Raw genomic sequence first — 22,343 nt, forward strand, 5'->3', positions numbered from 1 at the left:
AAATATGTCATGAAGGGTGGTGGTGGGCCAGCTCTACAAAGGTTCCATGATATTTGGTACATTGCGCTATCCATACTCAAAGGAAAAAATAGGGAGGCTCTTTCATGGTTAAAAAAATGTTAGTTCTCATGTCCATCACAACGATGGCAGCGGCGATTACGGCTTGTGGTAGTGGAAGTACTCCGACTAATAGCAGTTCCACTACGCCAGCGGCTTCTGCGGCTCCTGCTGCAACCGTAGAGGCGAATAAGCCGAAGCCGGAATTTAAAGCACTGCTGCAATATGCGCGATTCGATCCGAACACGGAAGTTGTGGCAAAATTCCTAAATGAAAAAACGGGCTACAAAGTCACCTATGACATGCTGCCAGTTGAAAATCCAGATGATAAGCTTAATTTGCTCATGGCGAATAAAGAAAAGTATGCCTATATGCTTCTCAGCGGCCCGCAATATTCCAAGCTTGCTGCCTCTGGAGCGCTGGAGCCGATTGATGAGCTAGTAAATAAATATGGCACGAATATGAAAAATGTGATCTCACAAACGTCCTGGAACGGAGCGAAGCTGAACGGTAAAATTTTCGGTATTCCGCAAACAGGATCAGGCACAATTGTGAATACACAGCTTATCGTCCGTCAGGATTGGATGGATGAACTTGGATTGAAAGCACCTACGACGCGTGATGAATTGTATACCGTTTTGAAAACGCTGAAAGAAAAGAAAAATGTAATGGGTCTATCTGGAGGGAAAAGTCCGCTTCTTCCTGAGGTACTTCCGACGTTTGGCATTCCGATGGTTCAAGCTAGCGCAACAACGGGCTGGCAGGATGTCAATGGGAAGCTAGTGAATTCGATTGAGAATCCGAATATGAAAAAGTATTTGGAATTCATGAAAAAGCTGTATACCGAGAAATTGATCGATCAAGAATGGTCGCTGAACCAAGCGAATAAGGTCATTGAGAACTTTACGAGCGGTAAAGCGGCGATCATTTCAAACGCTTACTTTAACGCGCCAACTGTACAAAATGCCCTGTTGAAAAATTCACCAAATGCGAAAATTGGCAGCTTCCCTTACCTCAAAGGGGACGATGGCAAAGTCCAAGTTATGGGCAGCGCTGGGATCAGCTGGTATGTGGGCATACCGAAGTGGGCCGATAACAAAGAAGATATCATTAAATATTTGGATCTGAAGCTGGATAAAGATATTTTCAAAGAAGCGGCGATTGGTAAAGAAGGCGTTCACTATAAGATGGAAAACGGCAATTACTTCCCGATCCTGCCGAAATTCAATGATGAATACAACAACGCTTCAACTTTCTTAACCGGTGTGGATGAGAAGAATTACCCAATCTACTGGCAGGCTCGTGTTCGTAAAGATCCGATCTTAACAGATTCTTTCAATAAGATTCAAGAAGCAGCTAAAGGCAGCATTGTGCTTGACCCGCTTGCTTTTGCACCACCGCTTGAAGCGATTGGTAAATACAACTTGAAGCTGCAAAAGCTGATGGAAGACACGTTCTTGAAATACATCACGGGTGCAGAGCCACTTGAGAACTATGATAAGTTCGTAGCTCAATGGAAAGCAGACGGCGGAGAAGAAATGACCAAAGCGGCCAATGAATGGTACGCAGCAAATAAGAAGTAGCAATGAATCCCCCTGCGGTTATGCCGTGGGGGGTTATTTCCTAGAGGGAGTGGAGAAAAGGGATGCCGAAGATCGGTTTTATCGATTATTTTCTAGATGAATGGCACGCGGAGAAATACCCTGGCTGGATCGACAAGGCGACGGATGGCCGTATGCAGGTGGCGTATGCTTATGGGAAGACCAATGTGGAAGGTAAGTTAAGCAATGCGGAATGGAGTCAAAAGAAAGGCATCCAGCTGCTTGACTCGATTGAAGAGGTCGTCGAGAAGAGCGATTATTTGGTCGTTCTTTCGCCAGATCATCCCGAGTATCACGAGGCGCTGGCCAGAGTGCCACTGCAATCAGGTAAGCCTACCTACATTGATAAAACATTTGCTCCAGATCGCGCTTCAGCCTTACGCATGTTTGAACTTGCAGATAAGCATAAGACGCCTATGTATTCAACTTCGGCGCTAAGGTTTGCTGCGGAGTATACAAGTCTAGAGAAGCAGGGAATTGAGTCTATCAACTGTCTGGGGCCAGGGAAATTTGCCAACTATGCGATCCATCAGGTGGAGCCGATCATTTCGTTAATGGGCACGGACGTCAAACGAGTGATGTGGACGGGAACAGATAAGACGCCTGCGCTGCTGCTCGGATATGCGGATGGCCGCCAAGCGATGATCAACCTATACGGTTGGGAATGTCCGTTTAGCATGGCACTCAGTTATGAAGAGGGAACGTCGAAGTTCATAAAAATCGAGTCCGATTTCTTCGGGGCATTTATCGAGAATTTAGTTGGTTTTTTCGAATCAGGCATGCCTCCGGTGCTACGAGCAGAAACGATTACGATCGCTACGATTCTAGAGGTCGGCATGCGGGCTGCTAGTACGCCTTATCAGTGGCTGACGTTGAAGTAAATGAAAGATCCGGCTCCTCCTGATGGAAGGGGCCGGATCTTTTTTTGCGTTAGGAGTGACCTAATCACTCAAGGTCTTCATCAGAATCAGTCACGCTCGCTTCACTTTTGTCCTTGTGGCTATTGAATACCTTAATCTTAATATCCGCTTGCTTACCTCGATAAGTGGCTGTAATGGTAGCTGAACCGGGTTTCATAGCTGTAATGGTGCCATCCGAAGTAATTGCAGCAACTTTATCATGCGATGAGGTGTACAAAACGCCTTGGGCGAGATAAGCGACTACACCATCGGTATAAATGGCTTTTATCTGCGCCTGGTAGGTTTCGCCTTTGACTAGACTATGCTTGCTTTCGTCAAAGCTTAGCGCAGTCACACCGACGACAGTTACGACGGACTTAGCCGTCTTACCCTGATAAGTAGCAGTAATCTCAGCTGTACCAGCTTTCAGCGCGGTGACTGTACCATCAGCGGCAACGGTGGCTACTGCTGGATTGCTAGACTGGTACGAAGCTCCGGCTACAACAGCTCGAGTCTCATCCGAGTAAACAGCTGTCGTAACAGATGCGTGTTGATCGTCAGCAACAAGTCGATAGGCTGTGGAGTCCAGCTCTATGCCTGTGAGAACAGGAGCAGTGCGTGTAATGTTTACAGTTTTTTCATTTGTTTTGCGATCATCGACATAGACGGAAATTTGAACTGGGTTTAGTCCAATTTCGAGTGGAACACTGCCTATGAATTGGCCGTTGCTAAGCACCGTTGCGGGAACGCCGTTTAGCAGCACACGTGCTGTCCCAGGTCCGATCACTTCAACCTCGCCCTTGATGTCCACATTGCGAAGCGGTGTGCTGGTGTTGGCATAATCAAGGTAACCTCGTAACACCGCCGCCCGCACATCATCCCCGGCCTTGTAGGTTTTAGCTACTAGCTTCCGTCTCGTCTGTGTGCCAGAGGCGTCCAACGCCGAGATAACGAAGCCGCCTTTCGGAATGACACTGTTGTTCGGCGAGATGTTGGTCCAATTCCAGCTAAGCGCCTGCTGTTGGTTAACGACCTTCTTGACTTTGCCTGAGCTGTCAACGATGGCTTCCACGCCAAATGTACTTGTAGCTGTCGTCTCACCAAAAGAATCGGAATAAATGTTGAGATTATTCTCGTTGCGGCTCACATTATAGAGGTCGGCTTCTAGGAATGACGCCGGGCTGCCAGGAACACTAGAGCCAATTTGATAATCTTTTACGTACGCCACATTATGAAGCGATGCCTTCACGACGGACCAATTGACTTGTGAAAGATCGAAAAGCATTAGGCCGTTCGACTGCGACAAGCCAGCCTGGAACACAGAACGCTGCAGCGGAGGATCTTGAATGTTCGCCAGCGCGATACTCGCATACATCGGCACTTCGCCGTTCGTTACAATGTTGCCTAGTGTAATGTGGTGCTCGATTTCTTTTTGCGTCGTTTGATACGTACCGATCATAAGAAAATCGATGTTGCCCGAGTAACCGGTCTGCGCGTAAGTGTCCGTATACAGACTGTCATCTGGTAGCTGCAAACGGCTATCGTACTTGAAATTCGGGCTGCCCCAATGAACGCCATTCAAGTAGTAAGACTCAAACCAAGAACCTACATAAGCAGAAGAATACACTTTATGACCTTTTAAAGCGGTGTAACGATCGGTAAGCTTACGAACCTCATCTGTAAATGTTTTGATCGTCTGCGAGCGGAACTCCCACCAGTCATTGATCAACGGGCCTGCTTGGCGAGCGTTGTTCACATAGCTGAATACATCGGCTGGCCAATTCGTCAGCTGTTTCCCGCGTGACGCAAGAAACGCTTCGAACTTCGCTCGTGTTAGCGGGCTGAAGTCGGCTGTTTCGTTGTCATACCGGGTACGGTCCAGCACAACCCCATCAACATCGTAGTTCTTGATGACTTCTTCCATGTTTTTCAACTCGAACGCTCTCACATCATCATTAGAAGGATTTACAAAAGCAACGAGGGATTTACCGCTCTTAAAGTAATTGCTTTCTCGCAGTCTCAAAATTTGACCATTGTCCTCAGGACGGTACACCTGCTCTTCCCAATTCAAATGCTGATTCAGCAGCCCATACTCATTGTGTGCAGGCGAGCCTTCAGCAAAAACGTTGAACGCTGCGTGGATTTTGATCCCGAGCTGATGTCCGTATTTGATGAACTCCTCCAGCATATCCAAATTCGGATTCGCGCCCGCACGAGTGGGAGCCGTCATCTGTGAGATGTGCGGACGACCCGTCAAGTCGTTCTTCTTATAGTTGGCGAAACCTTCTACGCCTTTGACATCAAGCGCGACAGCTGTTACGCCAGCATCCTTCGCTTTGGTGAGCATATCGAGGATGTTCGCAGGTGTTTGAAGCTTGAAAATGTTCGTGCCTTGGTCGACCCAGAGGACGACTTCTTTCGGAGCGTTTGTTTGTTTTTTATAAAACACGACTAGTGTCTTGCGAGCGTTCTCGACGCCGTTCTTGGAGGCGATAACATCTAGATAATTAACGCCTTCAGCGAGGCCGATCTCAGTTTGAAAAGTGCCATTCGCTTGCAAAGCGACCGAAGTTTGATTGACACGAATCGAATAGGCGACGCCTGATTGCAAGTTTTCCAGCTTGCCGGAAACCGTCGTTTTCGGCGAGGTTACTGTAAACCAATCGTCGTTATCTAGTTTAAGACGAGCTTGAAGGCCCTGCCCTGTCATGAGTGCGGAGACAGGGACCACTTCGCCATTTTTACGCAGCTTAATGAGATCGCCGATCTTGAAATTTTTCGCCAGATACTGTTTGAACGTTTTATTCGCCCAGCTGTCATCGTTCGCCACAAGAATGTAGCCGCCTTGCGGGATGTCCAACGTTGTTGGACCTGTCCAGACAGGCACACCGCCGTTAACGGATGGATTAATGACGCGAGTCACATGATTCGTCGCATCGACAACAACGCCTACGGACGTGGTACCAACTGTAATTTGCGTGGCGAATTCAGGGGTAAACAAAGCGAGATAATCGGTAATGCCACTCATATCGGTATCAATCTTATTAATTTGTCTGCGTGGCCCCTCAATATCGATGGTGATATCGACGGGAGCCGCTTCTACTTCAATGAAATCAGTGGGGCTGGGTGCCGCAGATGCGGTTATGGACCAAGTGGAAGCGAGTAACGTAATCAATAAAGTCATGATTAGCCATTTCGATTTTTTCAACTGGATTCACATTCCTTCCCTAGAAACGGATTTCTTCACCTTTTTCGCTAGATTCATAGACGCCGCAAAGAATTTTCATCATTTCAACGCCGTCCTGCACCGGAGAGAGGGTTTCCTTTTTACCTTGGCATACTTCAATGAAGTAATTGATTTCATCTTGGAAACCAGCAACAAAATCGAAGCTCAAGTTATTGATCTGCGGGGTCAGGTTCAAGATCGTATCGTACTTCTCGGTAATGATGGATAGCTGCGGCTCCAGCTCGGCTCCGCCTTTTTCACCATACAGCTTCACTTTCAATTCATCTTCTTTCGCATGCAGCGTAAAACTGACGTCAACTAGTATAGAGGCACCGTTCTCAAAGCGGATCAGCGCATTCGCCAAATCCTCGACCGTATTGTGTGTCGGATCATAATCGGCCGCTTTGTAAAAGGCAAGATTTTTTACGTTAGCCCGGTTTCCAAGCTTTTTATACGTATTGCCTGAGATGGATTTCACCTTGGGACGGCCCATCAAATACCAGCAAAGATCAATAACGTGCACGCCTACATCGATCAACGGGCCTCCGCCAGAGCGCTCAACATCGGAAAACCAGCCGCCAGGATTGCCTAGACGACGAATACAAGAAGCCTTCGCATAGTAAATCTCACCAAGCTCGTTGTTATCGAGGAACGATTTGATGATGCGGGTATTCGAAGCATATCGGCGGACGAAGCCGACTTGCAGCGTTTTGCCAGTACGTCGAACCGCGTCTTCTACTTCCAGTGCCTCTTTTACCGTCGTACAGAGCGGTTTTTCGGTGAGTACGTTTTTGCCAGCTTCCAGAGCAGCAATGGAAATTTGAGCATGGCTATTGTTCCACGTACAAATGCTAATGGCGTCTACTTCCTTATTTGCAAGCAGCTCTTTATAGTCTGTGTAGATATGATCAATGCCATATTTCTCAGCTTTTGCTCGCGCGCGTTCCTCGTTCAAATCACAGATGGCATACAGTTCGGCATCCTGATTATTGTGATACGATTTCAAATGCATTTCAGAAATGGAACCTGCACCAATAACGCCAATACGTATTTTACTCATCTACAAACACCTCATCATTAGAATGGTTAATTTTAAACGGGACGCATCGTCGGCCAAGACAGCTCGATCCCGTAGCTTTCAAGCATTTGTTGGAAAACGCGAAGCTCAGATTCCTTGTTGCGTACCTCACGAGGTACAATTCCGCGGTCGATGCATCGACTAGCTAAAAATCCTGCTGCTTCGCCGATGTTCCACTCGACAGGATGGAGCCGGTAACAGCCGTTGGTGATGTGGGTAACGCCTAGATTTTTGCATGCTGGAAGCAGATTGTTCATGCGAATCGGAATTAAGCTGCCCAGTGGAATCTGGAACGGCAGGGAAGAGATATCTATATAATGACGGTTGCCCGTGCTTGGATGCAGATCAATGCGGTAACAGCCAATGCCAACGGAATCAGGGAACTGCTCCGCTTTACCGTCAGGTCGGCAGGCGGTGCTCACATGCTGCTCCAGGACAGTGAATTCCGCTTTGATTCGGCGCGACTCCCGAATGTACGGATACATAGCCAGTCCGTCCTCGGTGCCGACGATATCCTTGCGCAGACGAAGGCCAGGGTAGCCTTGGCCGCCATCAGGACGTGGCGCTTCCGTTTGCAGCCAATAGAGTAGGGACAGGCTGAGCTGTTTCGCATCCCAGAGGCTTCGCTCGCGGTCTTCCTCGCTCACATCGATAATGGAACCAAGCCAGTAGTCGTTTTGTGGCCAGTTGACCAGTGTGATATCGCCAGGATAAAAGCCTTCCTCAAAATTCGTGCTATCAATGATGCGTCGATAGAAGAACAAGGAATACTTCTCGGTCCCTTCAAACAACTCATACGAAACGGTCTCTAGTGTATGAGGGCGAACGCCGGACCAGCTGAGCAGCTTATCAGGCCAAAACTCGGCTTTGTATTCCTTCCAAAATTCGTAACGCTCAGGACGTGCGATGGTGTGGTCTTCGCCTTCGATATAATCCATGGCAAAGCAGTATGTAAAGCCTTGCATGTCCTGCGGCAGCGCTTCACCATCTACAGCATGCGGCTCACCGGTTTCGCTGATTGACTCTGCCCCTGTTACATATTCCGCGCCCGCTAGCGGCAGCACATCGCCACACTCGGTTGCGTCAAGGAAATAAGCGGCTGTGAGCGTCACCTTATCGCCATTCGCCGTATTGTGAACCAATACCGATCGAACATCATCCCCGTCCACGGATACTGATTCGATGCGATGGCGGGTTAAAATCTGCAGCCTTCCGCTGTTGACATAGGGCGCCAGCATGTCTTGCAGGACGGCCAGAGCGGCTCGTGGCTCATGACATAGTCGTGAAACGCCGCCATTGCCAGGATTCAGCAGCGTTCGGGAACGCGCCGCAGAAGTAAGCGGGAAATGGCGGCGGTAATAATCACGCACGCCATTTCGGAACTGCCGATAACTGCGTGTACAGCCAAATTGTTCGATCCACGGATGTTCATCTGGTGGAACGGCTTGGCTCGTTAATTGCCCGCCGATCCAGTCGGTTTCCTCGGTCATGATCACTTTTTTGCCGGATTTGGCAGCGGCAAGAGCTGCTGCGCAGCCGCCGGTTCCACCGCCGATCACGACGATATCAGCATGGTAGTCATGCGTAATGGGATTGCTGTTCGTGGTTACCAATGCAGATCGTCCCTCCTTTTCGCAATTCGCCTGCACGTTTTCACAGGTTATCCTTATTGTATTACAGCTGGTAAAGTGCCACAGCGGAGGACCATGACTTCTTTTGGTACTTTAATAACCCATTACCAATAAAAATAAAGGGATTGCTCAAGCGAAGGCGAAGATTCATAACGAACAAGTATGATAGTTCGTTATGAAGGTGTAGGTAGAGGAGGCGTATAGGATGACCCATCCGCAACAACCCGTGAATGCCGTGAAGCTGGATGCGAATATGCGGATTCAACAGGCTGCATCGGATCAATTCAGCTGGTATTCACCGCTTGAAAAGCCTTTTCATGTGGCAGGCTTTGGCTGGCTGAACATGGAGATGCTTTACCGCAGGCTGCCGGCACATCCAGCTTGGGCGCTGCCAGAGGCGGTTAACAGCTTAGCCAACTGCACGGCTGGCGGGCAGATTCGCTTTATGACTGATGCAACCTCCCTAGCGATCAAAGTGAAGCTGTCTGGCGTTGCGAATATGTATCATATGCCTGCAACCGGGCAATGCGGATTTGACTGTTACATTGGAGCTCCAGGGGAGCAGTTGTATTACAGTACGACAAACTACGATCATAAACAGTTGGAATATGAAAGCGTTATATATACGAATTTGGAGCGAGAGAGCCGAAGCGTAACTTTGAACTTTCCGCTTTACCAAGGTGTTGAGGAAGTTTGGATCGGCTTGGATCCAGCTGCTGTAACTGCACCTCCGGTTGCTTACGATAGCAGTGAAAAGGTCGTTATTTATGGCACTTCGATCACGCAAGGCGGGTGTGCCTCACGACCAGGCATGGCTTATCCAAATATTTTGTCTAGGCGAATTAATAGAGAGTTTCTGAACTTAGGCTTCTCGGGCAACGGCAAAGGAGAACCGGAACTCGCGCATATCATAGCGGAAATGCCGGATCCGGCGTGCCTTGTGTTAGACTATGAGGCTAACTGTGTTTCTACAGAAAGACTGCAAGCTACGCTGCCAGAATTTATTCGCATATTACGAAATAAACATCCGCAGACACCGATTCTCGTTCTCTCACGGATTACATATGCGAAGGAAAAATTTCAACCACAATTGCTGCAAGATAAAGAGAACCGCAAACAAGTGCAGTTCCAAACGGTCGAACAGCTGCGAAAACAGGGCGATGCCAACCTTTATTTTTACGATGGCTCCAATTTGCTGGGTGAGGATGCTCACGAATGTACAGTGGATGGTGTCCATCCGACGGATCTCGGTTTTATGCGAATGGCAGACGGGTTAACACCGGTGCTGAAGAAGATATTAGCTAAGTGAATGTATGTTCCGTTAAGTCTGAAGGGGTGATGGCATGATGAAGCGATTGAAATCAGCCTTGCTGGTCATTCTCGCTTGCTGTACGACGGCTAGCTGCGGTTTGCCGAATTTGGAGTTAAACGAAGGAAGTAAAGTAGATACGGCCAGCGAACAAGCGATTCGCATCGTTGCAAACAGCTTGGGCATGAACTTTCCAGATGGGATGGATGAGAATCATAATCCTTATCTTAGTTATATAGAGAAGAACATTGGCGTTCAGGTTAATGTGACGCTCCCTCCATTAAATGGATATGATGAGAAACTGAACGTCATTATGGCGTCTGGCGAGCCTCCGGACTTGCTCAATACAAGTGATCCCTCATGGTTTATTCATTTTGTGAATCAAAAAGCGTTAACGCCATTGAATGATGTTATTGATAAATATGGGGCTAATCTGAGGGCCAAAATTCCCAAGGAAGCATGGGACAACGTCACGGTGAATGGCAATATTTACGCGATACCTAGTCTGAACGAGGTAAAAGGAACCGAAATCGTCTATGCCCGAAAAGACTGGCTGGACAAGCTTGGACTGAAGCCTCCAAAGACGATCGAGGAGTACACGAAGGTGATGAGGGCTTTTGCTGAGAAAGACCCGGATGGCAATGGGAAAAAGGATACCTATGGCCTATCCATTCTGGAGCGGCTTCGACGGACGTCGCCATTTCTTGGCGCTTTTGGCGTACAAATGAAAGCGTGGTATGAACGAGATGGCAAACTGGTGTATTCGGGCATCCTCCCGGAAATGAAAGAGGCGCTTCTTTATCTTCGCGGTTTGTATGACGAAGACATTTTGGACCCCGAATTCCCGCTGAATAAAATAGACGTACTAGGCGAAAAAATCGTGAATGGGCAAGTAGGCTTATTCTCAGCCGCTTGGTCTGATACGCGCACACATATTGCAGCCAACCGTAAAAAAGATCCAAACTCCGTGTGGATCCCGCTTGAATATCCTATTGGCCCGGGTGGCAAACATGGCGTCTACAGCACGTCCACCGTCCGATCTTATAATGTCATTCCAGCAAAAAGCGAGAAGGCTGAAGCGGTGGTTAAGTTTTTGGATTTCGTCGCAGGCCCAGGGCAAACAAGTCTGAAGCTCGGTTTCGAAAACGAAATTTGGACGCGCGTGAACGGCAAATTGTCCATTCGCTTTGATGAACACACGAAGCATGGCTATCGTGGCATCTACGGCTCTTTAGCGGATATGGCCGATCCGACCGTAACCCGAGATCGACTAGAGGCACTTGGTTCGCAATTCCACCTCTATGACAACGTGCAGCAGATTGAAAACAATCTGATGGAAGATCAATTTAATGGGCCGCCAACGCCGGCTATGGGCAAACATCAAGTAAAGCTTTTGAAGCTGCAAGAGGAGACATTTACCCGAATTATTGCGGGATTAAGTCCCATTGAGGAATTCGATACTTTTGTGAAAAAGTGGAAGGAAGCTGGCGGAGATGAAATCACCGGTGAAGTGAACGAGTGGTGGCGAGAAATAAATCCGTCAAAATCTGTTAATTATCCGGACTAGGTCGGTCATGAAAGGAGGACTACCGAAATGACCAAAGAGATTCTTTCAAAAATTCGCAAATTGCTGGCCGGTTATATCCAAGTTCGATTAACCTGGTATTTTTTACTCATTTTGCTTCCGTTAGCTGGCTTTAGTTTGTTTGCCATTGCCAAATCGCAAACGATTTTGGAGGTGCAGACAGGTGAGAGAACACAGGGAGCTCTGCATACGATGACGGATTATATCGACTTGACCCTGCAGAACATTGAGCAGTTGTCCTCCTTGATCGCCTTCGATATGAACGTGAATACCACGTTGCAGTCCGTCGGTCAGGAGCCAGAGAAGCAGTCGTTCGTTCACTTTGCTCAGGTGATGGATCAGATTACGAGTATGACGACGGTCAATCTCATTGTCGATCAGATTACGATCATCCACATGCCTTCGCGCACAGTCATTTCCACTAAATTCGGTGGAAGCAAGCTGCCCGCAGGAGCAGAGAAACAGGAATGGTATCAGCATTTAATGGAAGCTAATGGGGGAACAATTTTTTTTACACCGCAGCAGGGTGAATCATACTTCGATGCCGACAGCGTACATTTGATTCGGACGATGGACCCATATAACCGGACTCTAATGAATCCGAACTTGCTCATCCTTTCCGTGAAGAAGAGCGCATTAATCGAGCTGGCAAAGCCGCTTCTGCCTTCCAAAAATGCGAATATTTATCTCGTTGATCACGAGGGAAGATCGATAACGGGAACAGGAGCAAGTGTGAATCCCCAAGTTTGGGACAACGCTGACAAAGTCAGAACGATTCGTAAATCACCGCAGACCGGCACGGAGATGGTCACGATCAGCGTAAAGTCGAAGTTATCGGGGTGGTCGCTGATGATGGAGCAGCCATTGTGGGAAATTCGGCGTCATACCGACTCGTTGAAAATATTTACGTATGGCATTCTCGTCGTCAGCTTGGTATTGGCCATTTGGGCTTCTTGGATTATTTACAGAGGGATATCCGCCCCATTGCGGAAGCTGGCTTATGGGATGAAGCAGCTGCGTACGGGTAATTTCACCATCCAATTGGAAGATACGCGGATCGATGAATTAGGGTATGTGATCGAATCGTTTAACCGGATGGCCGAAAATCAGAAAACACTGATTCGGGATCACTACGAGAAACAGCTTCTATTGTCTAAAATGGAACTGAAATTTTTGCAGTCTCAGATTAATCCCCATTTTCTGTACAACACATTGGATTCGATTTATTGGACCGCTAAAAACTATGAAGCGGATGAAATCAGTGAAATGGTGTTGAATTTATCCAAGTTTTTCCGATTAAGTCTGAATAAGGGAAATGAGACATTTACTGTTAAAGAAACGATTGAGCATTTAAAATATTACATTAAAGTGCAGCAGCTGAGATTCCTTGATCATTTTACGGTTCGCTATGACATCGCTGAGGAAAGTGCGCACTATCATGTATTGAAGCTTCTTCTGCAGCCATTAGTGGAAAATGCGGTGCTGCATGGGTTGGAGAAGCAGAGTGGGGGCGGGGAGCTTGCCATTTCCTCCTATGTGGATGGAAGATGGCTTGTCCTTGAAGTATGCGACAACGGCGTAGGCGTCAGTACGGATAGACTAACTTATATTTGCGGCAAATTGGAGGAAGCTTCCAAGCAAGCTAGCGAGGGCAATTCTACCGATGTTAAAAGGGAGAAGGATTTATTCGGTCTGCGCAATGTCGTTGGCCGGATGAAAATGTACTATGGTCACGAATCTCAGTTTCTATTTGAGAGCGGCTCTGGTAAGGGAACTAAAATCACGCTCCGTCTGCCGCTGAACATGTGTGAATTGCAGCTAGAGGAGCAAGCGGGGTAGCACCCTACATATAATAGAAAGACCTCTGAAGAAGCTATGGCTCCTCGGAGGTCTTCTCTATTTAACCCAATAATTTAATTCTTAAATTGCATCGCATACAACTTCGTGTTCTTCATATAGTACTTCACAGAGATCGTTTGCCCGGCAAGGCTGGACAAACTGCTGCTGCTGCCCCAAGTGACGGTCTGATCGACACTGTCTATATTGATCGTGGCAGAGTCTGTTTTGGAGAACCCAGGGATGACTGCGCCTGTTGCGTCCAACAATTCAACCTTCACATAGTTCCCGGAGCCGGAAGAGTTTACATTCAGGTGCAGCGAGTTGCCTGTGAATGTCATTGGCTTGGTGACAACCGTGCCCTCGGTAGCGCCGGTATTCAAAGACATGAAGCCATCCAGCCGCCACTTGGCTAACCCAATGCGTGATGTTTTCTGCACATTTTCATGTCCTTCGGTGAAGCCGCCGTAATACATCCACACTTCATTGCCCACTTGGATCGGGTAGCTGGCTGTAAAGATCATGCCGTCGTCCCAAGTTCCGCTGGCGCCAAGCGGAATGATCGGCGTGCGGCTCGGACGCTGCCAATCTTCCGTTAAGTCGCGGGAGAATACGAGCTCAGGGAAGATCGGCCCTGCATCCCATCCCGTATGGTCGGTAATCGGGAACACCCAATCGAAGCCGATATAAGCACCTTCATATGGGTACAGACCGATGCCATAGCTGTCCGTGACGAGAGCGTTATACGCTTGCGTATCCGTATTATCACCCAGCGATTCCATATCGATTGGTGTCGTCCAGTTAATGAAGTCGGTACTGGTCGACATCCGGTGTACACGATGGAAAATGTCATAGGTAATATCCTTGGACGCCCATTCTCCCGCTTTAACAGAAGCGATAAAGCGGTCATTTACAGCATCGTATGCGACGGTGACGACATCCCAACCGAGGATGAGATTTTGCGGGGTTCCAAAATGGGTTCCGTCGCTAGAGAAAGCGACACTGTAATAATATTCGCCGCCGACATTTCCGGCATAATACATCATTTTGTAACGTTTGTTGGCATCGGGATCGCCTGTATCCTTCACGATGTTGGCCAACCCGTACTCGCCGATAATATTGTTGTTCGTGCTGCCGTTATAGTTGTAGATGCCGAGATTCGGCTTAGTCCATGTTGTTCCATTTGTGGAGGTAGCGTAACAAGTCCAAGAAGGGCCTGAGCCGTCAAGGCAGGTGTACCACATCTTGTAAATGCCAGCTGCATCGTCATAGATCGTTGAGCCATAAATATAGACGGCTTGGTTGGAAGTACCCACGCCTTCCCAAGCTTTATCTAACGGTACAATAGGGGAGGCTGTTTTCGTTGCTTGATTCAGCGTTCGCGTCACATTGCTTGTCGAGTCGATGACATAGTCATCAATGAACAGTTGTTTAGCCGAAGCCACACCAACAACACTAGCTGCAAATTCCATATCATCCCAGTAGGATGTGCCTGTATTCGCATAATTGCTATAAGGCAGTATGGTAGCGTATGTCGTGCCAGCAGGTGCGGTACCGCTTACAGTAACGGTTTGCCAGGAGCCAGTGGTCGTTACGTTTTGGGTGGTTACACCAATTCGGGTATCCGTTGCATCCCAAAATTCCAAATACAGATCCGCATTTCCGCTTTCCAAATAATAGCTTACGGAAGCTTCATACGATTTGCCTGCCGTAACAGTCGTAATGCGGGCTGAACGAACGCCGCCGCCGGCTGCTGCATTCGTATCTACAATTTTCAGACTGTTATCGCGATCTGTCGCTCTTGTTGTACTTGAGTTGGCTGTTACACCACTGCCAAGAGACGCGGACCATTGATACGGAAAGCCTTCAAGGTCGAGATTTTCGAAGCTGGCATTGGATAAGGAGGTCGATTTAGTCGAGACAACGGCGGAGTCAAAATAAGCAACGCCGGTATTGCCAAGATTACTGTACAGCAAAATATTGGCCGAACGAACAACGGGATTATAGCCCGCAAATGGCGCTGTATCCGTTAACGACAAGGTTTGCCAGGAGCCTGTTGTTGTCGTGGACGTTTTCTTGGAGGTGACGAGGGTGCCTTTGCTATCGTAATACTGGATGTACAGATCGAACGGCCCGCCGCTCTCCACGTAATATTTAACCTTGGCGGTGTATGATTTCCCGCTCAGGACAGAGAATTGCTTGGATTGCACGCCACCGTTCAGCGATGCGCTCGTATCGTTAATCTTCACACTGCGCGTGCCTTCGAAAGCACGGGTCGTGCTTCCGCTCTCGAAACTGTTGGTGTAGGGCTTCGTCCACTCCAGCGGGAAACCTCCACCGTCAATGCTTTCGAAGCTGCCATTTGGAGCGATCACGCCAGAATCTGCGAAATTCGTATCGTTGACGGTCAACGAGGCATCATCAAAGAAGCTAATTCCCACATTTCCCTGCGGGCTGTAAGCGAGAATGGTCAAGTTGGAAGCACCGAATGGTGCTGTAAAGCTCGTGCTTAATTGCTGCCATGTTCCAGTCGTACTCGAAGAATCGTCTTGATTCGCTACAATGCGTAGTCCTTGTGCGTTACGCATCTCGATATAGAGACTGACAGGCCCACCGCTCTGCAGATAGGTCCAGATTTTGGCTGTATATGTACGCCCAGGAATAACGGAAATCGGCTGTGAGACTATGCCCCCGGGTTGCGAAGCGCTTGTATCATTAATTCTTACACTGCGGGTGCCGCCGTGCTTTTGAGTCGTTGAGGAGCTTTCATAGCCGCTGGTATAAGGCAACGTCCAGTTTGCCGGAAGGGAGCCCGACAACGTCTCGAAGCCAGCATTGGCAACGCTAACGGATGCAGCTTCAGCTTGTGGTGACGCGAAGACGGACAAGAGCCCGATTAGTAAGGCGAAGGCAGCTAAAATGCGTAGTAGGGCTGCCGGTTTTCGAGCAATCATGATTTCATTCATCCTTGGTTCCTCCCATCGATTTGCAGCCATAAGGCTGTCGGTGTTCGGCCGCAGAAGCGGGTGCGTCGTCCAGATCAACTGGCAATCCTCGCGATCCATTTGCTCATGCGCCGATTGATGTTGGATCTAGGAGCGCGTCTATTCAGATGTTAATTTGCTCACCTCCTTAAGCTAATGTAATCCTATATTAGGTGGAAAGGAGGCTGCTAAAAAAGGTTAAAATCCTTCGATTTTAGTGTAATTTCCTTGTATTTTATAGACTTTATCCACGTGAGATGATACAAGGTTAGGTAAGGGGAAGTTCCATGCAGACACCGGGAGAGTAAGCGTGACATTCATGCGGACTTGGATGAGGAGTGAAAAAAAATAGGTTTGATGAGTTGAAATTCAGTTGCTATACTTGATAATGAAACCATTGTTTCATTATAGAGGGAGAAGGTGAATCGATGCAAGCGAATTGTTGTTTAGTTGTCCAAAACGGCACGATTATTACAGCGAGCAGACTCATCCCCAACGGGGTCGTTTTGATTGAGAACGGCCTCATTGTCGATTTCGGGGAAGCGGGAGAAATCCAGGTGCCTGCTGTTCATGAGGTAGTAGATGCGAAAGGCGCCTACATCGCCCCAGGCTTCGTGGATATTCACTGTCACGGCGGCGGCGGGGTGTGGTCATGGGAGCAGCCTTATGCGTTTGCGCTTGCACATTTGAAGCATGGGACGACAGCGATTCTGCCGACATTTACGTACAATGAGAGTCGGGAACAGGTTCGTGACGGACTCCAGACGATTCTTGCAGCGATGGATTCAGGCGAGCCATTCGTCGAAGCGATTGTTGGCATTCATATGGAAGGGCCGTATATAAATAAAAAATACGGAGCGATTACCTCGCCCATTCGTCCTGTTGATCCAATCGAATACGAAGAAATTTTGCGAGTGGCTGGCGATCGCATCAAGGTGTGGACGCTAGCACCTGAGCTGGAAGGTCAGGAAGTCTTTGTGAATGCGGCTGAGAAATATCAGATTGCCTTGTCTGTCGGTCATTCGGAGGCGACAGCGGAACAGATTTTTCGCTTTGTCCCCCAAGGTCTGCGGATTGGCTGCCATTGTACGAACGCATCGGGTACGACGCCTTCGCCATCCAGGTATGGTGGGACTCGCGAAGTAGGCGTTGACGAGGCCGTTCTCGTGCATGAAGACATATATGCTGAAGTCATTCCAGATTCGGAAGGCGTTCATGTTCGGCCTTTGATGCTGAAGCTCATTCACAAAACCAAAGGGACAGACCGCGTGATTATTATTACGGACGCCATGCCCGAGGCTGGTGTGAACAACGGCAATGAGTCTGATTTGAATTGGAATCATCTCGGCCATTTGGCGGGCAGTCGCCTGACGATGGATATGGCGGTTCGCAATATGATGAGACATGCCGAGCTAGGGCTTGTGGATGCATTCCGCATGGCTTCACTTAACCCGGCAAAAGTCATCCATATGGCAGATCGGATGGGGAGCATCGATCAAGGCAAGCTGGCAAATCTGCTCATTGTCGATGAAGAGATCAACATCCAGAAGGTGATTTTACAGGGCCGAATCGTGCATGTTGACTAAGAAATATTTTTTTTAAAATGGATCTACAATTTCATGGTTTATGATATGATAAAAATGAAACTATGGTTTCATTGAGTAAAACAAATTGGTGGTGAAGTTGTGGGAATACATACAGGACAGTTGCATTTGGATACACCCTCGATCGTCATTGATCTGGAGCGGCTGGATGCGAATTTGCAGCGGACAGCTGATTTAGCGGCCAAAACTGGCGTTCGATTAAGGCCTCATACGAAAACGCATAAGAGCATCTGGATCGCGCAAGAGCAGCTGCGACATGGCGCTTCGGGCATTACGGTCGCGAAGCTTGGCGAAGCCGAGGTTATGGCGGACGGCGGCATTACGGATATTTTGATTGCCTATCCCATTGTTGGCAGAATAAAGCTCGAGCGACTGGGACGGCTGCTGAAGCGGGTCCAAGTGTCTGTCAGCGTGGATAGCTATGAGGTGGCTAAGGGGCTGTCGGAGCTCGGTGAGCACCTGAAGCTGCGGGTGCCGCTCTATGTGGATGTGAACAGCGGTTTGAACCGCTGCGGGAAGGAACCCGGGGATGAGACAGCGGAGCTTGCGCTGGCGATTGCGAAGCTGCCGGGCATTCGGCTGGCTGCATTGATGACCCATGCGGGTCAGGCGTATAGCAAGAGTCGTGCGGATGATTGCTTGGAGGTCGCGCTGACTGAAGCGGAAGCCCTCTTGGAATCGCAGCGAGCGCTGCGGCGTCAAGGTGTGGAGGTGCCGGACATTAGCGTGGGCTCGACACCGACTTCGAAGTTTATCGGCGAGCTCGCTGGCAGAGGCGTGACCGAGATGCGGCCTGGGGCGTATGTTTTTGGGGATGGCTCCCAGCTTTATACAGGCCTTATCGGGGAAGACGAATGTGCGATGCATATTTATGCCACAGTCGTTAGTACACCGCGGCCAGGAACCGTAATCATCGATTCTGGTTCGAAGACGCTATCCAATGACACCAGCGCTCATCGTAAAGGATTTGGTTTCATCTCGGAATTCCCTGACATTTATGTCGAGCGACTTAGTGAGGAACATGGCATTTTGTCCGTCCCAGAGGGGATTACACTGCAAGTCGGAGACACAGTAGCCATTATTCCCAATCATTGCTGTGCCGTCACCAATCTGCATGATCGGCTGCTTGGCATGCGGAATGGGCAGATTGAGCGAATTATTACAGTCGATGCAAGAGGCAAAGTGACTTAGCATTCATTCTGTTTTGTACACCTACATATAAAGGAGATCGATACGTATGTCCCAACAGATTCATACTAATTTGGCACCTGAATTTCCCCTTCCTTTTTCCCAAGCACTCCGTGCAGGAGATTTCGTCTACGTATCAGGTCAAGTCGGCGTAGATCCCACAACGCGTGAAGTTATCGGTGAAACGATTGAAGAACAAACCGCGCAATGCTTGCGGAATATTGAAACGATTCTCGCAGCGGCTGATCTATCCCTCGATCATATTGTGAAAATCAATGCCTTCCTCTCCAGACAAGAAGATTTTCCTGGTTACAATAAAGCTTATGAAAACATCATGAAGCGGCCATTCCCTACAAGAACCTCAATTGGTTGCTCGATCGGAAGTTATTTAGTGGAAATTGATGCGATTGCTTACGTGGGTTCCCGCCGTGGAGAAGGCCAGTAAGATGAGCGACCAGAACCAACAACTTCGGATTGCGGTGGCTGGTATTTTGCATGAAACGAATACATTTGCACCAGGTGTTACCGACATCGGGCATTTCCGTGAACAATGGACGCTCGGTTCGGAGGCATTTACCGGAAGGTATGCAGGCACACGCACATCAATGGGCGGCGTGATCGCTGCTGCCGAGATGCAGGGCATCGCTTTGCTGCCCGGCCTATACGTCGCCGCAACACCAAGCGGCATGGTAGAAGCGGGGACGGGCAACGCGCTGATCGAAGCGCTTGTGGATTCCATCGACAGCACGGCGGATGGGCTTGTCTTGATCATGCACGGCGCCATGGTGTCGGAGCAGTATCCCGATTATGAAGGAGAATGCCTGCGGCGAATACGAGCGAGGTTGGGGAATGAGTTTCCCATTGCGATGACGCTTGATCTTCATGGCAATATTAGCCAAGCGATGGTTCAGCACGTAGATCTGCTGGTCGGTTACGATACGTACCCGCATGTGGATATGTATGAACGGGCTATCGAAGCGTTCGCTTTGCTTGTCAGTAAAATCCGCGGTGGTATTCGCCCAGTTCGGGCTCTCGCACATACGGGGATGCTCGTTGTTCCCCAGGGGATGATGACAGACGAAGGCAGCATGAAGGCTCTGATGGAGCGTGCGTTCAGCATGGAACAGCTGCCTGGCGTACTGAACGTGACCGTGGCTGGCGGCTTTCCGTACAGTGATGTGCCGGATGCCGGGATGTCGTTTGTGGTGACGACGAACGACGATGCGGAGCTCGCTGAACGTTGTGTGGCGGAGCTTACGCAGATGGCCATCGACCATAAGGAAGCGTTCAATGTTGCCTATGACCCACCTCGCGAAGCGGTTGCGAAAGCTTTGGCCCAACCGGAAGGTCCAGTTATCCTGGCGGAAGGCTCAGATAATGTGGGGGGAGGCGCCACAGCAGATGCGACTCATCTCCTCGCGGAATTGACAACCGCGCCAGTGAAAGCGTTGATTGTCATCCGCGATCCAGAAGCGGTGGAAGCCGCATGCCGGATAGGCGTTGGAGGTACTTTTGAAAGTCATGTCGGGGGTAAAAGCGATACCTTACACGGCAAGCCTGTCGCGGTACATGGGCGGGTTCGGCTGCTGTTTGATGGTCATTACCGACATGTCGGTCCGTATATGACAGGCCAACAAGCCGAAATGGGTAAAACGGCCGTCCTCGAATGCGGACAGCTGACGATCATTTTGACGGAGAAGCGGGTTGCTCCTTGGGATGTAGGACATGTGCGCTCGGTCGGATTGTGGCCGGGGGATTATCACATTATCGTAGCCAAATCAGCGCTAGCCTGGCAGACAGCATTTGGCACTTTCGCTAAGCATGTCATCAACGTGGATTCACCGGGTTGTTGCAACGCGAATTTGTTGCATTTTCAATATAACCATGTAAGTCGGCCTGTATTTCCCTTTGATGCGGTGCCTCAACCGAGATTTGGACTTTATACTTAAGATTTTCCTAACATCCTAGACGTTCTTGACGACATTACTCTCCGAAGACATAAGATTGATGGAGGAGTTACCTATGATCACTGTTGAGAAGTCGAAGCAAAAATATTCGGAATCACAAACCTATTTGGCCGGAGGCGTCGCAAGCTCCTTAAGAAGTGCGATGAAGCCTACCCCCTTGTTTGCGTCAGCAGGGTCAGGTCCTCGCATCTCGGATGTAGACGGGAATGTGTATATCGATTATTTGCTAGGCTATGGTCCGTTAATTTTGGGCCACGCGCACCAAGCGACCTTGGAGCAGGTCTATGAAGCGATGAAGCGCGGAATTACATATGGTCTTCAGCATGAGGGGGAAATTGAAGTAGCCCGTCAGCTGACCGAAATTTTACCGTGTGCCGATAAGGTGGCCTTAAGCGGTTCAGGCACGGAAGCGGTTATGCTGGCGCTTCGATTAGCACGCGCCCATACCGGCAAGCGCAAAATTGTCCGTTTTCATGGTCATTATCACGGGTGGTCCGATGCGATTTTCACCGCATTTCCTAGCTCGGATATGCGCCAATCCGCATCAACAGGTGTAGACGCACCCGTGGAAAAAGCGATATTGCCCGGCACAAGCGGGCAGAGTGAACTGGCGCTGGACGATATCCTCCTGCTTCCGTGGAACGACCCTGCTGCCTTGGAGGCAGCTTTGCGTGAACATCACGGTGACATTGCTGCTGTGATTTCCGAGCCTGTGATGTGCAATTCGGGCTGCGTTCTCCCGAAAGCGGGTTATCTGGAACAGATGCGCAGTCTTACGAAAGAGCTAGGCATCGTGATGATTCTCGATGAAGTCATTACTGGATTCCGACTTGGCTTGAGTGGTGCGCATGGCAAATTCGGTTTAAAGCCGGATCTGGTCACGATTGGTAAAGCGTTAGGCGGTGGTATCGCCATTAGCGCTGTAGCTGGCTGTAAGGAAATTATGGCGCTGATTGAGAACGGAACGGTCAGCCACCTCGGCACACTGAATGGAAACAGCGTTGCGACCTCGGCGGCCCTGGCCACGATTGCGGAGCTATCCAAGGACGAGGGAGCGGTTTATGCGAAAATGGAAAATAACGCTGCCCAGCTGGTTGGAGGGATTCGCAGTTTGCTCGACAAGCATCGTATCCCGGGGATCATCAACCATATTGGTCCGGTCTTTCATATGATGTTCACGCAGGAGTCCATGGTTGAAGATTTCGCTGCTTTTACGAAGCGGGATGCCGGGAAGTATGCCGAGTTTGCTGGTAAAATGCTGGAAGAAGGCGTGCTCGTGCGGCCCAATGGGTTGTGGTATCTATCGGCTGTACATGGGGAGCAAGAGATTGAAGAGACGTTAGCGGCGGTCGATCAGGCGCTAGCTAAGCTGTGAGGG

At 49.2% G+C, this 22,343-nt stretch carries 14 protein-coding genes; 10 read left to right on the forward strand and 4 right to left on the reverse strand.

Translation table 11 applies throughout. The features are described 5' to 3' along the window. Nucleotides 1–104 precede the first annotated feature (104 nt). Nucleotides 105–1,640, forward strand: coding sequence for a type 2 periplasmic-binding domain-containing protein (locus tag AC58UX_RS03165; RefSeq protein WP_497249638.1), 1,536 nt, complete (start codon nt 105–107; stop codon nt 1,638–1,640). 62 nt (nt 1,641–1,702) lie between these two features. Then, on the forward strand, nt 1,703–2,539 hold the full coding sequence (locus AC58UX_RS03170) for a Gfo/Idh/MocA family oxidoreductase (RefSeq protein WP_497249639.1): 837 nt from the start codon (nt 1,703–1,705) through the stop codon (nt 2,537–2,539). 64 nt (nt 2,540–2,603) lie between these two features. Here the strand turns inward: AC58UX_RS03170 and AC58UX_RS03175 are convergent, their stop codons facing one another. The 3 genes from AC58UX_RS03175 to AC58UX_RS03185 are packed head-to-tail and all read right to left on the reverse strand — an operon-like array spanning nt 2,604 to nt 8,450. Further along, nucleotides 2,604–5,741: an Ig-like domain-containing protein gene (locus tag AC58UX_RS03175; protein WP_497249640.1), complete on the reverse strand. Its 3,138-nt coding sequence runs from the start codon at nt 5,739–5,741 to the stop codon at nt 2,604–2,606. A 43-nt stretch (nt 5,742–5,784) separates the two neighbouring features. After that, nucleotides 5,785–6,843, reverse strand: a complete 1,059-nt coding sequence (locus AC58UX_RS03180) for a Gfo/Idh/MocA family protein (RefSeq protein ID WP_497249641.1) — start codon at nt 6,841–6,843, stop codon at nt 5,785–5,787. A 32-nt stretch (nt 6,844–6,875) separates the two neighbouring features. Next, the gene (locus AC58UX_RS03185) at nt 6,876–8,450 is read right to left on the reverse strand and encodes an FAD-dependent oxidoreductase (protein ID WP_497250038.1); all 1,575 of its coding nucleotides are present in this window, start codon (nt 8,448–8,450) and stop codon (nt 6,876–6,878) included. Nucleotides 8,451–8,697: 247 nt separating this feature from the next. Between AC58UX_RS03185 and AC58UX_RS03190 the strand changes: the two genes are divergently transcribed. From AC58UX_RS03190 to AC58UX_RS03200, 3 genes are read left to right on the forward strand one after another with little or no spacing between them, the layout of a single operon-like run. Then, nucleotides 8,698–9,801 carry an SGNH/GDSL hydrolase family protein gene (locus AC58UX_RS03190; RefSeq protein ID WP_497249642.1) on the forward strand — a complete coding sequence of 368 codons (1,104 nt, stop codon included), beginning with the start codon at nt 8,698–8,700 and terminating at the stop codon, nt 9,799–9,801. Nucleotides 9,802–9,835: 34 nt separating this feature from the next. Then, complete coding sequence (locus tag AC58UX_RS03195; RefSeq protein WP_497249643.1) at nt 9,836–11,368, forward strand: extracellular solute-binding protein; 1,533 nt, start codon at nt 9,836–9,838, stop codon at nt 11,366–11,368. Between the two features lie 27 nt (nt 11,369–11,395). Then, nucleotides 11,396–13,225, forward strand: coding sequence for a cache domain-containing sensor histidine kinase (locus AC58UX_RS03200; RefSeq protein ID WP_497249644.1), 1,830 nt, complete (start codon nt 11,396–11,398; stop codon nt 13,223–13,225). A gap of 74 nt (nt 13,226–13,299) precedes the next feature. On the opposite strand, the gene AC58UX_RS03205 is transcribed toward AC58UX_RS03200, so the two are convergent. Next, on the reverse strand, nt 13,300–16,188 hold the full coding sequence (locus AC58UX_RS03205) for a carbohydrate binding domain-containing protein (protein WP_497249645.1): 2,889 nt from the start codon (nt 16,186–16,188) through the stop codon (nt 13,300–13,302). Nucleotides 16,189–16,634: 446 nt separating this feature from the next. Between AC58UX_RS03205 and AC58UX_RS03210 the strand changes: the two genes are divergently transcribed. The 5 genes from AC58UX_RS03210 to AC58UX_RS03230 all read left to right on the forward strand — a co-directional run bounded on the left by AC58UX_RS03210 (nt 16,635) and on the right by AC58UX_RS03230 (nt 22,340). After that, nucleotides 16,635–17,792 (forward strand): N-acetylglucosamine-6-phosphate deacetylase, encoded by a 1,158-nt coding sequence (locus AC58UX_RS03210; protein ID WP_497249646.1) that lies wholly within the window; start codon nt 16,635–16,637, stop codon nt 17,790–17,792. Between the two features lie 99 nt (nt 17,793–17,891). Then, complete coding sequence (locus AC58UX_RS03215) at nt 17,892–19,001, forward strand: alanine racemase (protein ID WP_497249647.1); 1,110 nt, start codon at nt 17,892–17,894, stop codon at nt 18,999–19,001. Between the two features lie 46 nt (nt 19,002–19,047). Beyond that, complete coding sequence (locus tag AC58UX_RS03220; protein ID WP_497249648.1) at nt 19,048–19,443, forward strand: RidA family protein; 396 nt, start codon at nt 19,048–19,050, stop codon at nt 19,441–19,443. 1 nt (nt 19,444) lies between these two features. Continuing rightward, nucleotides 19,445–20,947 (forward strand): M81 family metallopeptidase, encoded by a 1,503-nt coding sequence (locus tag AC58UX_RS03225; protein WP_497249649.1) that lies wholly within the window; start codon nt 19,445–19,447, stop codon nt 20,945–20,947. A gap of 73 nt (nt 20,948–21,020) precedes the next feature. After that, complete coding sequence (locus AC58UX_RS03230; protein WP_497249650.1) at nt 21,021–22,340, forward strand: aspartate aminotransferase family protein; 1,320 nt, start codon at nt 21,021–21,023, stop codon at nt 22,338–22,340. Nucleotides 22,341–22,343 lie beyond the last annotated feature (3 nt).

Source organism: Paenibacillus sp. J22P90 (genome assembly GCF_059692195.1).

Coding starts and splice junctions, on each gene's coding strand:
- AC58UX_RS03220 (WP_497249648.1), top strand. CDS start 19,048: ATGTCCCAACAGATTCATACTAATTTGGCACCTGAATTTCCCCTTCCT.
- AC58UX_RS03230 (WP_497249650.1), top strand. CDS start 21,021: ATGATCACTGTTGAGAAGTCGAAGCAAAAATATTCGGAATCACAAACC.
- AC58UX_RS03180 (WP_497249641.1), bottom strand. CDS start 6,843: ATGAGTAAAATACGTATTGGCGTTATTGGTGCAGGTTCCATTTCTGAA.
- AC58UX_RS03195 (WP_497249643.1), top strand. CDS start 9,836: ATGATGAAGCGATTGAAATCAGCCTTGCTGGTCATTCTCGCTTGCTGT.
- AC58UX_RS03165 (WP_497249638.1), top strand. CDS start 105: ATGGTTAAAAAAATGTTAGTTCTCATGTCCATCACAACGATGGCAGCG.
- AC58UX_RS03170 (WP_497249639.1), top strand. CDS start 1,703: ATGCCGAAGATCGGTTTTATCGATTATTTTCTAGATGAATGGCACGCG.
- AC58UX_RS03210 (WP_497249646.1), top strand. CDS start 16,635: ATGCAAGCGAATTGTTGTTTAGTTGTCCAAAACGGCACGATTATTACA.
- AC58UX_RS03190 (WP_497249642.1), top strand. CDS start 8,698: ATGACCCATCCGCAACAACCCGTGAATGCCGTGAAGCTGGATGCGAAT.
- AC58UX_RS03205 (WP_497249645.1), bottom strand. CDS start 16,188: ATGAATGAAATCATGATTGCTCGAAAACCGGCAGCCCTACTACGCATT.
- AC58UX_RS03175 (WP_497249640.1), bottom strand. CDS start 5,741: ATGACTTTATTGATTACGTTACTCGCTTCCACTTGGTCCATAACCGCA.
- AC58UX_RS03200 (WP_497249644.1), top strand. CDS start 11,396: ATGACCAAAGAGATTCTTTCAAAAATTCGCAAATTGCTGGCCGGTTAT.
- AC58UX_RS03225 (WP_497249649.1), top strand. CDS start 19,445: ATGAGCGACCAGAACCAACAACTTCGGATTGCGGTGGCTGGTATTTTG.